At 67.1% G+C, this 11,277-nt stretch carries 11 protein-coding genes, 2 tRNA genes and 1 pseudogene; 2 read left to right on the top strand and 12 right to left on the bottom strand.

Annotated elements, in window-relative coordinates:
- Positions 1–122: 122 nt before the first annotated feature.
- The 6 genes from B551_RS05280 to B551_RS05255 are packed head-to-tail and all read right to left on the bottom strand — an operon-like array spanning position 123 to position 3,107.
- Positions 123–743 carry a type III secretion system domain-containing protein gene (locus B551_RS05280; RefSeq protein ID WP_023263618.1) on the bottom strand — a complete coding sequence of 207 codons (621 nt, stop codon included), beginning with the start codon at positions 741–743 and terminating at the stop codon, positions 123–125.
- Positions 736–1,476 carry a type III secretion system inner membrane ring lipoprotein SctJ gene (gene sctJ / locus B551_RS05275; protein WP_023263617.1) on the bottom strand — a complete coding sequence of 247 codons (741 nt, stop codon included), beginning with the start codon at positions 1,474–1,476 and terminating at the stop codon, positions 736–738. Before sctJ ends, B551_RS05280 begins: the two co-directional genes overlap by 8 nt.
- Positions 1,473–1,811 (bottom strand): type III secretion system inner rod subunit SctI, encoded by a 339-nt coding sequence (gene sctI, locus B551_RS05270; RefSeq protein ID WP_172682439.1) that lies wholly within the window; start codon positions 1,809–1,811, stop codon positions 1,473–1,475. Before sctI ends, sctJ begins: the two co-directional genes overlap by 4 nt.
- Before the next feature lie 34 nt (positions 1,812–1,845).
- Positions 1,846–2,154 carry a DUF1039 domain-containing protein gene (locus tag B551_RS05265; RefSeq protein WP_006578324.1) on the bottom strand — a complete coding sequence of 103 codons (309 nt, stop codon included), beginning with the start codon at positions 2,152–2,154 and terminating at the stop codon, positions 1,846–1,848.
- Positions 2,155–2,156: 2 nt separating this feature from the next.
- Positions 2,157–2,375 carry an EscF/YscF/HrpA family type III secretion system needle major subunit gene (locus B551_RS05260; RefSeq protein WP_006578323.1) on the bottom strand — a complete coding sequence of 73 codons (219 nt, stop codon included), beginning with the start codon at positions 2,373–2,375 and terminating at the stop codon, positions 2,157–2,159.
- Between the two features lie 6 nt (positions 2,376–2,381).
- On the bottom strand, positions 2,382–3,107 hold the full coding sequence (locus B551_RS05255) for a helix-turn-helix transcriptional regulator (protein WP_064576902.1): 726 nt from the start codon (positions 3,105–3,107) through the stop codon (positions 2,382–2,384).
- A gap of 728 nt (positions 3,108–3,835) precedes the next feature.
- Between B551_RS05255 and B551_RS05250 the strand changes: the two genes are divergently transcribed.
- Together B551_RS05250 and B551_RS05245 are read left to right on the top strand one after the other, a co-directional pair.
- Positions 3,836–4,618, top strand: a complete 783-nt coding sequence (locus B551_RS05250) for a response regulator transcription factor (protein ID WP_006578321.1) — start codon at positions 3,836–3,838, stop codon at positions 4,616–4,618.
- A 41-nt stretch (positions 4,619–4,659) separates the two neighbouring features.
- Positions 4,660–6,051: a cell wall metabolism sensor histidine kinase WalK gene (locus B551_RS05245; RefSeq protein WP_006578320.1), complete on the top strand. Its 1,392-nt coding sequence runs from the start codon at positions 4,660–4,662 to the stop codon at positions 6,049–6,051.
- A 24-nt stretch (positions 6,052–6,075) separates the two neighbouring features.
- Here the strand turns inward: B551_RS05245 and ampC are convergent, their stop codons facing one another.
- The 6 genes and pseudogenes from ampC to B551_RS05215 all read right to left on the bottom strand — a co-directional run.
- Entirely contained in the window at positions 6,076–7,290 is a 1,215-nt protein-coding gene (gene ampC / locus B551_RS05240) for a class C beta-lactamase (RefSeq protein ID WP_157071913.1), read from the bottom strand.
- A 219-nt stretch (positions 7,291–7,509) separates the two neighbouring features.
- A tRNA-Arg gene (locus B551_RS05235) sits at positions 7,510–7,586 on the bottom strand.
- Positions 7,587–7,660: 74 nt separating this feature from the next.
- On the bottom strand, positions 7,661–8,524 hold the full coding sequence (locus B551_RS25485) for a hypothetical protein (RefSeq protein WP_083492522.1): 864 nt from the start codon (positions 8,522–8,524) through the stop codon (positions 7,661–7,663).
- A 438-nt stretch (positions 8,525–8,962) separates the two neighbouring features.
- Positions 8,963–9,049 (bottom strand) — tRNA-Leu (locus tag B551_RS05225).
- 104 nt (positions 9,050–9,153) lie between these two features.
- Positions 9,154–10,458, bottom strand: a complete 1,305-nt coding sequence (locus B551_RS05220) for an amidohydrolase family protein (RefSeq protein WP_023263613.1) — start codon at positions 10,456–10,458, stop codon at positions 9,154–9,156.
- 177 nt (positions 10,459–10,635) lie between these two features.
- A pseudogene (locus B551_RS05215) lies at positions 10,636–11,277 on the bottom strand (TetR/AcrR family transcriptional regulator); the annotation flags it as partial.

The raw sequence follows: 11,277 nt of genomic DNA, 5'->3' as shown, positions 1-11,277 counted from the left end.
CCGCGACCGGTTGCGGCGAAGCGCCGCCGCCGCATCGATGTATTGGTCGAGCATTGCCGCCGGCACGATGCCGCCCACGGGCAACTCACCGCGGACCGCGGTGATCGTCAGTCCAAAGGGATTCATAGCAGACGTTCCAGACGAAACAGCATCGGCAAGGCAAGGCCGGCCGGCGGTGTCGCCAACAATGAGTCGGGTGGTGGCAGGCAGATCGACAACGCCTGCCAGACGGTGCTGCCGGGCAACGTGTGGTCCAGCCACAACCTGCCGAGTTCGCGCAGCCATTCGACGATCTGCTCGGGCGGCCGGCTCAGGGCCGCACCTTTGCCGTCGGGCACCAGCGCAGCCAGCTGGTCGCAGCCGTCGTCGCCCAGTACCGCCAGCAATTGCCGGCGGTAATCGCCCAGCAGCAACAGTTCGGGCGCCCGCGCGGCCACCGCTCCGAGCGCGACAAGCAGCATCGGCAAACGCGGCTCGATGGCCAGCAGGCGCCGCTGCTGGTCCGACAGCGTCGCGGGGAGCGGGCCGGCGGGAAACCCGCGGCGCTGCACGATCAGCGCATCGAGCGCGCGCCGGCTGCCCGGATGCCGCCGGTAGTCGTCTTGCCAGGCGTCCAGCCCGAGATAGCCCCACCACCCCTGGTGCATCACGGCGCCTGGCCGCCACGCCAGCGCGTGCAGCCGCTGCACGGCGGGGCACAGGCTCTGTTGCGCGCGCGCGCCGGCATTGGCGGCATCAGACATCGGCACTCCCCTTGCGGCGGGCGATCCACAGCGACAGTCCGGCCATTGCGCACAGCGCGAGCACGCCGCCGGCCACCGCGGCCGCTGCCTGTGCCGGCTGCGCCTGCAGCCACTGGCGCCAGCGCGGCGGGGGCGCCTCGGCCGCGGGTGGTTGATAGCGGTAGTCGGCGGCCTGCATCACCACGCTGATCTGGTCGGACGCGATATCGGGAATGCCATCGCGGATCAGACTGCGGATCTGCACCTCGTAGTTGCCGAGATTGAACTGCGGCGAATACTTGATGAAGACTGCCGCCGATGGCGTGCCGGTCGGCTTGCCGTTCTCGTCGACCTTCTGCGCGATCGAGACCTTGGCGCCGATCACGCCGTCCATCGCCGAGATCATGCTTTCGAGCTGCTGCTCCTTGAGCAGCTGCATCTTGGCGCGCTCCTGCGCGGGCGATGTCACCAGCTGGTTCGATGGAAACAGGTCTTCCATGCCAAGCCGCTTGTGATGCGGATAACCGTTCTGCCGCAGGACTTCGACGGCATTGATGAACTCGCCCTTGTCGACGCGCAACGTCACCGCGCCGCCTTTCTCTACCACCTTCTCGGCCGCGATATGGCGCAGCATCAGCAGGGCCAGCATCTGGTTGGCCTCGGCCTCGCCGACGTTCGAGTACAGCGTCATCTTGCAGCCGGCCATGCTGATGGTGGCGAGCACGGCCAGGGCGATCGTGCGGAAGCGCTTCATTGCATCGTCGTCAGCTTGTTGATCGATTGCGACAGCGTTCCCGCGATCTTCGCGATCAGGTCGACGCCGTTGCGCATCTCGAGCATGGCCTGCTGTGCCCGCTTCATCGCGGCAGGATCGAGCGCGCTGCCTGCGGTGATGGTCTCGACCCGCGCGGAAACCGTGGCGTCCGCCTTGCGCATCGCCTCGGCGGCGATCGCCTCGGGCTTTGGCACGCGGGCCGACATCGCGTCCATGAACGCCTGGATGTCGGCCGCCGCGGGCTCCTTGCCGGTCGCCTTGCCGGCCGTACTGGCCAGCATCTGGCCGGCGATGGTGATGGCGTCCATAGTCATGATGAAAACCTTCGGTGCTCGGTGACGCGTCCGCTCAGTGACGTGTGCGGGGAGACGGGGCGATGACGCGGGGCGCGGCGGCGACATCGCGCCGCGCCGCGATCAGCATCGCCAGCAACAGCGCCGGCGGGTCGTTGCGGTCGCCCAGGCACGCACGCGCCTCGACGAGCCGGCCGCTTTGCATGTACAGATGCGCGCGGCAGATCGCGCGGTCCTGCTCGTCATCGACCAGCAGGTGCAACGTGTCGAGAAACACGTCGATCTCCGCGTGCAGGCGCTGATTGCCGGCGGCGAACGCCAGCTCGACCAGCAGGCGCCTGACCTCTGTTGGCAAGCGCTGCATGGCTAGATCTTCTGGATGATGCCGGCGATGGTGTCGTGCATCGCCTTGATGATCGAGCTTTGCAGCGCGGTCATGTTGGTAAAGGCGGCCGTCATCTTCTGGGCCAGGATGAAGTCGGTGGTCTCGCCGGTGCTCACCGCGCGCTGTACCGCTTCGGCCATGTTGAAACTGGCGGACGCGACGGGACCGTCCATGCCATCGATCATTGTGTTCAGACTCATCGCCTTCTATTCCTCGTTCGCTGCGTCGTTGATACTCTGGTGGTGTTGCCGGAGCAGACGGGGGCTGGCCTCGTAGCGGCGGCGGAAGCTGACGCTGAAATGCGCATGGCTGTTGAAGCCGCACTCCTGCGCGATATCGGTGACCTTCATCGATGTCAGCAACAGCAGCTCCCTCGCCCGCTGCAGCCGGCGCTCCAGCAGCCAGTTCTTGGCCGACACGCCGAACTTCTCGTAGAACATCACGTTCAGCTTGCGTACCGGGATGCCGAGCGCCTTGGCGTACTGCGTGACCGGCCACGCGCTCATGCTGTTCTCCTCGATGAACTCGAAGAAGTCGCGGCTGCTGTCGATCAGATGGTGCAGAAGCCGGGAGAAATACTCGGGCTCCGTTCCCATGCAGTAGACATAGGCGAAGCGCAGCATCGCGCGCGGCTCGACGGCACCGAGATGCCGGATCACGTTGATCGTTTCCTCCGGCACCGTGATCCGCTTGACCGGTTCGCGCCAGAACTGCGTACCTCGTCGGTAGCGGCTCGCCAGCTCATGCAGTTCGCGGTAGATGTCCTGGAAGTCCCCCGAATGGAAGACGTAGGTATCGATGCCATCGCGCGCCGGAATCGCCGTCGCATTGCCGTTGGTAAAAACCAGGCTGCATGCCGGCACTTCGTGCGTCTCGCCGTTGCACTCGATCCGGCCGGACCGGCTGAAGATCATTAGCTTGACTGCCCCCATCTTTCCCTCGAACACTGGTGCTCAGTGGCTGCATCATTCCATCGCCGGAGCTGGAGACCGATCCGGTGATGACCTGAAAGACGTCGCTGTCCGGCGTCGTTGCGCGTCGTTTCGATGCGTTCGATTCGATGCGTTGAGCGGCGCCGGACAGCGCATCGATATCAAACCATTTATCGAATGAACTTTGAGAATTTGAGGGTCTACTCGAATCGTTTAGAGAAAGTCTTGATCGATTTCTTATAACTTCTTTCTCTCAACTCGAAATGTGAGACGCCTACGGCGGTTCGCGTGCGCGAGCGCACGGTGCAGGATCCTCCGAGCGGGGGTGCGGACGGCCGAATCCTGCGATCACGCGCTTTGGGTAGCGACTGCCGGCAGGAAACCACGCAGGCAAAAAAAATCCGCCTGTGAAAGGCGGACAAAGCAGAGGCGGGGAGGCCGGAAACGGGTCCGACCGGCGCGAAGTGTCGTCTTCCATCGCTGCCGGCACATCAGAAAATCGCACGCGACTTTCGATCCTGGAAAGCGACTTGCCACGCCGAGATCCGGCGACTCCACGGCTGACAGCATCGACGGCACACCGATGGGGACAAGCGCCACTTCCCCCGCGTATTCCGCGGCGGTATAAGTAAAGCCGCAGCGCGCGCCAGCCTGTCCGCGCGTTACGGAGCGGCACCGAGCCGATGTCTCTCCGGCTTATCTTTTCGACGGCGTATCGAGCGGAAATCATGCGCATTCTTCTGATCGAGGACGACCTGCAGATCGGCACCAGCCTGATGCGCGCGCTGAAGGAGAACATGCAGTGCAGCGTCGACTGGGTGCGCGACGGCGTCGCCGGCCAGCAGGCGGTCGAGCAAGGGTCCTACACGATCATCCTGCTCGACCTTGGCCTGCCGCGCATGGGGGGCCTCGATCTGCTGCGGCGGCTGCGGGTGCAAGGCAACCAGACACCGCTGCTGATTCTCACCGCCCATGACGACCTGGACACGCGGGTACAGGGCCTGGACGCCGGGGCCGACGATTTCGTGCTGAAGCCCTTCGAAGTTCCGGAGCTGCTGGCGCGCATGCGTGCGGTGCTTCGGCGCAAGGCGGGCTACGCGACCTCGAGCCTGGGCGACGACACCATCCGGCTCAATCTCGATACGCGCAGCCTGACGGTCGATGACCACACCGAAACGCTGTCGGCGCGCGAGTTCGCGCTGATGCTGGCGCTGCTCGAACGGCCGGGCACGATCCTGTCGCGCAATCAACTCGAACAAAAGATCTATGGCTGGGGACAGGAAGTCGAAAGCAATGCGGTCGACGTGCTGATCTACTCGGTGCGCAAGAAATTCGGTGCTTCCTCCATCCGCAATGTGCGCGGCCTCGGCTGGACCGTTCTGCTGGGCGGCGACAAGCTCAAGCGCGATACGCCGTCCACGGCGCCCGAATCGAGCACGCAGGATGGCAGCGCCCCAGGCAATCGCCCCGGCGATCCCCCGAGCAGTCCACCCAACGATCTCCCGAGCTGAACCTCGCGGCCGGCAGTCCGGTGCGCACCTGGCCAGACCCCATGCCCGCCCGTACCGAACCGCACCAGGCCTCGCCCCGCGCACCGCATCCGGCCCGGCGTGCCGCGCCATCGCGCAACCGCTCGTTGAGCCTGATGCTCAGCGTGGCGCTCAGCACCGTGATCGCGGTCTTCGCCTTGCTGCATACGGCATGGACGTATGTGCTGGCCACCTCCGAAATCCATGAACTGCTGGACCGCCGCCTGCAGGAGGTGGCGGCCCGCGTCAGTGACGACATGACGCGCGCGACCAAGCCGCTCTACCTCTATCGCGACGCCTCCGACGGCATCGTGATCCAGATCTGGCTCGGCGCGCCCGAGCCGACGCTGCATCCGGACAGCGACCGGATCACCATCGGCCGCGAGGCGCCGCCTGGCTTCTCGACGCAGACGGTCGACGAGGAACGGTGGCGCGTGTACTCGCAGCACGGGCCCAGGTGGACCATCAACGTCGCGCAGCGCGACGCCTCGCGCAAGCGCATTGCCGAAGACGCCGCGATCGCCAGTGCCACGCCAGCGCTGGCGATGATCCCGCTGGCATGGCTGGCGATCTTCGTGACGGTCAAGCGCGCGCTGCGGCGCGTCGGGGCGTTGGGCGAGCGCGCGGCGCGGCTCGACATCGGCCATCTGGAGCCGCTGCCGACCGACAAGGTGCCGCGCGAGCTGCTGCCGCTGGTGCAGTCGATCAACCTGATGATCACGCGGCTGTCGCAGTCGCTGCGAGTCGAGAAGAAGTTCATCGCCGATGCCGCCCACGAACTGCGCAGTCCGCTGACTTCGCTGCAGATCCAGGCCGACAACCTCGGCCGCACGCTGTCGGAGCCGGACAGCCTGCGCGAATACCACGCGCTGCAGCATGTGATCGCGCGCAGCACGCGCATGATCTCGCAGTTGCTGCGGCTCGCGCGGGCCGACGCTCCGCCCGAGCGGGCCTCGTCGCAGCCGGTGGCGATTCGCGATGTGGTGCCCGACGTCATCGAGATGCATCTGCCGCGCGCGGCGGCGCACGGCATCGATCTGGGCGTCGAACAGCTGGACGATCTGGAGGTACGCGCCAACCTGGCCGACGTGCGCACGGCGCTCAGCAATCTGGTCGACAACGCCATCAAGTACACGCCGGACGGCGGCACCATCGACCTGCGCGCCTATCGCGACGAGTGGCTCGCCTGCATCGAAGTGCGCGACACCGGCAACGGCGTCGCGCCCGAGGCGCTGCCCCGCGTGTTCGACCGCTTCTTCCGTGCCGACGTCCATGGCACCGAAGGCAGCGGTCTCGGACTGGCGATCGTCAAGGCGATCGCCGAGCGATACGGCGGCGACGCCAGCATCGCCAACCGCCGCGACGTGCCATCGGGCGTGGTCGCGCGGGTGCGGTTTCCGTTGGTGCCTCGATGACGGTGCTGGCGTGAAGGGGGGACGCTAGCGCTTCGCGCGCTCGGCAATACGGGACAGGATCTCGTAGCCGATCGTCACCCGCTGATCGACCGGATACGCCTTGTTGGCCAACAGCACGATGCCGATCCGCTTGTCCGGCACGAACGCGACATAGGCCGAATAGCCGTTGGTCGAACCGGTCTTGTGCAGATACGCCGGCTGCTCCGATGGCGCCGCGACGATCGGCGTCGCGGCTTCGGCGCGAAGGATCGCGGCATTGCCGGCCAGCAGCTGCTGCAGCGTCGGCGGATAGCGATACTGTTCCCAGATCAGGTCCTGCGTGATCGGTCCCGCGCGAAAGCGCGGCACATGGGTACGCGCGATCGCCTGCCGCAACGTGTCGTCGATGCGGGCGCCGGACATATTGGCTTCGACAAACGCCACCAGATCGCCGGACGATGAGCGGATGCCATAGGCCGGCTCCCATAGATAGCCCTCCTTCATCCGGATCGGCGCATCGGCCGCGGTATATCCCTGCGCATGGTCGGCCTGCCGCTCGGCGGGCACCTTGAAGTAGCTGTGCTTCATGCCGAGCGGCTGGAACACGATCGCGTGGACCAGATCGCTGTACGCGCCGCCAAGGCGGGCCGCCGCAATCGCGCCGAGCAGGCCGATGCCATTGTTCGAATACACGCGATGCGTGCCGACCGGGTAAGGTGGCCGCCATGCCGACAGGTATTCGGCCATGTCGGGCTCGCTGCGGATTCGCTCCGGCACCGCAAGCGGCAGGCCGGAGGTATGCGTCCCAAGCTGCAGCAGCGTGACCTTGTCGAAGGTGCCGCCGCGCAGCGCGGGCAGGTGGCGGCTGACCGGATCCTGCAGCGACAGCTTGCCGCTCGCTTCGGCGTAGGCTGCCAGTGTGGCCGCAAAGGTCTTGCTGACCGAGCCGATCTCGAACAGCGTTTCCTTGGTCACCGGCCGGCCGCCTCGCATTGCGGTCTGCCCGTAGTTGTAGAAGTAGCGTTTGCCGTCGACGGTCACGGCGACCGCCATGCCCGGAAGCCGATGCTGCGCGATCGCGGGCTTGACGGCGGCATCGACGATCGCCGCGATCGCCGCGCTCGTCAGGGCGTCGCCATCATCGGCGGCATAGGTATTGGCGTTGACGGACAGGCAGGCGGACAGGCAAACGAACAGACAGGCCCGCAGGAAGGACGACCTGGAGAACGGCCTGGAGAACGGCAGCTTCGATGGCTTCATGGCAATCGGCATGCCGGCTGAGCGGCATTGCGCAAATCGGGATGGCCGCAGTGTAGGGAATGCCGGAAGCATCGTGTCGCGCCGCGCTGTAACGGCTGTCACGCATCCGAGCACGAAGACCCGGCACGAAGACCCCGCGCGAAGGTCCGCCGCAAAGGCGGACCCAGGAGGTGGGCGCAAAGAAAAAGGGCTTCCATCACTGGAAGCCCTTCGTATAGGTGGCGCGGCTGGCAGGATTCGAACCCACGACCCCTTGGTTCGTAGCCAAGTACTCTATCCAACTGAGCTACAGCCGCACGCGAGGGCGCAATTGTATCGCAGTGGCATGGGAACGCAAGCCTTTTTTGCGCGCCGATGCCCTGCCCCTCCCTTACCACCGGTAGCGGGCGCCGATGATGCCGCCCGCATTGCGCCCGGTCTTGACCTTGACCCAGATCTTGACGCCGCCGCGGGTGCTGCCATGCGCGCCGATATTGAACGAGAACAGGCCGCGCAGCAGGTCGGTGTCGATGCGGGTGCCGTTGATGTTGATGGTCTTGCGGCTGCTGTCCTGCCACAGGTCGGCCTCGACGAAGGGATAGACGCCGGCCAGCCGGGTCGGCTGCGCGCCGTAGAGCCGTACCGCGAGCCCGGTCGCGCGGTCGTCGGCCGGCATCGCGGCCAGCGCCGGGTTCGGCAGGCCATCGTCGCGCGGCTGGTAGGCGAGCTGCACGCGCGGCTGGATCGTGACCCCGCTGCGCGGCAGCACCGCGTCGAGCGCCAGCGACAACGTGCGCACGCGCGTGTCGACGAAACCGCTGGCGGACGCCGCATCGTCGGCGTGCAGCAGCCAGCTGGGCCGCCGCGCGCCATCGCGCGGCTCGGCGGCCAGGGCGGCGCGCATCGCGCTGTCGGATTCCGCAGCCATTTGCGCCAGCGCGGATCGTGATGCGGAGGACGAAGACGAAGGCGATGCCGAGGCGTGAGTCGACGGCAACGAGGCCAGCAATACCGGCGCGTACGATGGTGGCGATGCCTCTGGCGACGATGGCTGGGGAACGGCGGCGTGCCCGGTGGAGGGCGCGGACTCGAAGGGGTCGGGCGGTGAAAAGGTGGAGGCGGCCTGCAGCGTCGTAGCCGGGTCCAGCGCGGCCAGCAGCGCGGCGGCCTCTTCCTCGCCCAGTGGCTGCCAGCCGAGCACGGCCTCGCTGCCGGGGGGCCCGCTCTCGGCCTGAGCGATCGCGCTCAGCAGCACGGCGACGCAGGAACCGTAGCGCCATCGGTGACAGCGGCAGGTCCTTCGATGGTTGGTGCCTACGCAAGCCCGGCCAGCGGCAATGCCGGTCTTCCTCTCTCTCGACAACAAGACCATGTCCATGGCGACCACCTTCGGGCTGATGTCCGCGCGCCCGATTTGTTCTGAGCATAGGTCAAAGGCAACGCAACCGTTAGGGTCGTCAACCCGATCCATGCTCGCACGCGCGCGCTGCGGCAGCGGCCATGCGCACCTGCTGAAACGGCGCGCCGCGATACGGAATCGGCGGGTGAGGCAGCGGGGAATCGCAGAGAGAACGCGAGGACCGCGCGACCGGGCGCTCGAATAGAGCGCGGACGAAGGGAAGAGTCGGCGAAGGAAAAACGCAGACGAAAAAAAAGGCCGTTGCGATTTGCAACGGCCTTCTCTTCAGGATTTTGGTGCCCAGGAGAGGACTCGAACCTCCACAGTGTTGCCACCGCTAGGACCTGAACCTAGTGCGTCTACCAATTCCGCCACCTGGGCTTCGTTTCGCCGCTTCCGTGTCTTTCATCACGTTTGCTGCGATGCGAAGACCGCAATTATGCAGATCGAACCGAAGGTCGTCAACACCCTTTCACAAAAAATATTTACCTGGCGGGCAACCGCCCCGCTGCCGCGCCGCCGACGCGGAAATCGACGCGCTCCGGCCTGCCGCTCAAACGCAGCGTGGCCGTCGCTGGCGGCGTGCTGGCGATGACCTTGCCCGCGCGCATCACCAGCAGCCGGGCCGCGCGCAGCCGCAGCGCCTCGACCGGATCGGCGGCCTGCAGCAGCACCAGGTCGGCGCGGCGGCCGGGCGCGATGCCGTAGTCGGACAAACCCAGGATCCGCGCCGGCGTCTCGGTGACCGCGTCGAAGCACGCGCGCATCGCCTGCTGCCCGGTCATCTGCGCAACATGCAGGCCCATGTGCGCGACCTCGAGCATGTCGCCCGAGCCAAGCCCATACCAGGGGTCCATCACGCAGTCATGGCCGAACGCCACCGGCACGCCGGCGGCCAGCAGCTCCGGCACGCGCGTCATGCCGCGCCGCTTCGGGTAGCTGTCGTGCCGGCCCTGCAGCGTGATGTTGATCAGCGGATTGGCGATCGCCGCCATGCCCGCCTCGCGCATCAGCGGCAGCAGCTTGGACACGTAGTAGTTGTCCATTGAATGCATCGAGGTCAGGTGCGAGCCGGCCACCCTGCCCTGCAGACCGAGCCGCACCGTTTCCGCGGCCAGCGTCTCGACGTGGCGCGACATCGGATCGTCGGTCTCGTCGCAGTGCATGTCGACGGGCAGCCCGCGTTCGGCGGCCAGCTCGCACAGCAGCCGCACCGACGCCGCGCCGTCCGCCATGGTGCGCTCGAAATGCGGAATGCCGCCGACCACCTGCACGCCCATGTCGAGCGCGCGCTTCAGGTTGTCCAGGGCACCGGGGCTGCGCAGCACGCCGTCCTGCGGGAAGGCCACCAGTTGCAGGTCGAGGTAAGGCCGGACTTGCTCGCGCACGTGCAGCAGCGCCTCGACCGCCAGCAGCCGCGGGTCGCAGACGTCGACATGCGAGCGGATCGCCAGCAGGCCGCGCGCCACCGCCCAGTCGCAATACGCCAGCGCGCGCTCGACCAGCGCCTGTTGCGTCAGCTGCGGCTTCAGTTCTCCCCACAGCGCGATGCCCTCGAGCAGGGTGCCCGACTGGTTCACGCGCGGCAGCCCATGCGACAGCGTCGAGTCCAGATGGAAATGCGCGTCGACGAACGGCGGCGACACCAGCTGACCGGCCGCGTCGATCTGCTCGGCCGCCTGCGCCGGCAGCGCCGGCTCGACCGCGACGATGCGGCCGTCGGCGATGCCGATGTCGATGCCGGTGCGGCCGTCGGGCAGATTGCAGTCGCGAACGATCAGATCGAGCATGTCGGGCCTCCGGGTATGCGGGGGTATTGCGTCTGTGCCTTACGGCAAGGGATCGGCATTGCGCTGGAACGCGCGGCGCCGTGGCGTCGCTTGTTCGCCGGCGACGGGCTGCGCTCCAGGTGCCGGCGCGGCGCGCGCACGGCGGCCATGACGGGACGACGTTGCCGCCGTGGACGGCGCGGGCGGCGTCAGCCCGCAGCCGCGCAGCACCAGGGCGACCAGATGCTCGGTCGCCCGTTCGTAATCGCGCCGCTCCAGCCGCTGCACGCCGAGCACGGCGCAGATCTGGGCCTCGAAGTCGGCATAGGTCTGCGTCGCGGCCCAGATCGTGAAGAACAGATGGCTCGGATCGATCTGCGCCATCCGGCCCGCGGCGATCCAGCCGCGTATCACCACGGACTTGCGTCCCACCAAGCTGCGCAGCGCGTCGCGCAACACGTCGCCGATCTCCGGCGCGCCATGCAGCAGTTCGTTGGCGAACACGCGCGACGCGTCGGGATAGCGCGCCGACAGCCGCATCTTGGCGCGGATGTATTGCTCGAGCGCGGCCTCGGGCGAGCGCTCGGCGCTGATGATGTCGGCCTGCGACAGCCACAGCCGCAGCGTGTTGGCCAGCACCGCACGGTAGAGCGCCTGCTTGGTGCGGAAGTAGTAGTGCAGGTTCGACTTGGGCACGCCGGCGCGCGCGGCAATTTCCGCCATGGTCGCGCCCGCGAAGCCGGCCCGCGCGAACACCCCTTCGGCCGCGCGCAGGATGCGCGCCTCGTTGCGCTGGCGGATGCGGCCCGCGTTGCCGTCGCGGCCGGCCAGCGCCTGCAG

The organism is Cupriavidus sp. HPC(L) (assembly GCF_000307735.3).
Lineage (GTDB): Bacteria > Pseudomonadota > Gammaproteobacteria > Burkholderiales > Burkholderiaceae > Cupriavidus.
This window is presented reverse-complemented; position numbering and strand designations above follow the sequence as displayed.

Excerpts from the sequence above, each read along its gene's own strand:
- B551_RS05280 (WP_023263618.1), bottom strand. The coding sequence starts at position 743 with ATGTCTGATGCCGCCAATGCCGGCGCGCGCGCGCAACAGAGCCTGTGC.
- sctJ (WP_023263617.1), bottom strand. The coding sequence starts at position 1,476 with ATGAAGCGCTTCCGCACGATCGCCCTGGCCGTGCTCGCCACCATCAGC.
- sctI (WP_172682439.1), bottom strand. The coding sequence starts at position 1,811 with ATGACTATGGACGCCATCACCATCGCCGGCCAGATGCTGGCCAGTACG.
- B551_RS05265 (WP_006578324.1), bottom strand. The coding sequence starts at position 2,154 with ATGCAGCGCTTGCCAACAGAGGTCAGGCGCCTGCTGGTCGAGCTGGCG.
- B551_RS05260 (WP_006578323.1), bottom strand. The coding sequence starts at position 2,375 with ATGAGTCTGAACACAATGATCGATGGCATGGACGGTCCCGTCGCGTCC.
- B551_RS05255 (WP_064576902.1), bottom strand. The coding sequence starts at position 3,107 with ATGGGGGCAGTCAAGCTAATGATCTTCAGCCGGTCCGGCCGGATCGAG.
- B551_RS05250 (WP_006578321.1), top strand. The coding sequence starts at position 3,836 with ATGCGCATTCTTCTGATCGAGGACGACCTGCAGATCGGCACCAGCCTG.
- B551_RS05245 (WP_006578320.1), top strand. The coding sequence starts at position 4,660 with ATGCCCGCCCGTACCGAACCGCACCAGGCCTCGCCCCGCGCACCGCAT.
- ampC (WP_157071913.1), bottom strand. The coding sequence starts at position 7,290 with ATGAAGCCATCGAAGCTGCCGTTCTCCAGGCCGTTCTCCAGGTCGTCC.
- B551_RS05220 (WP_023263613.1), bottom strand. The coding sequence starts at position 10,458 with ATGCTCGATCTGATCGTTCGCGACTGCAATCTGCCCGACGGCCGCACC.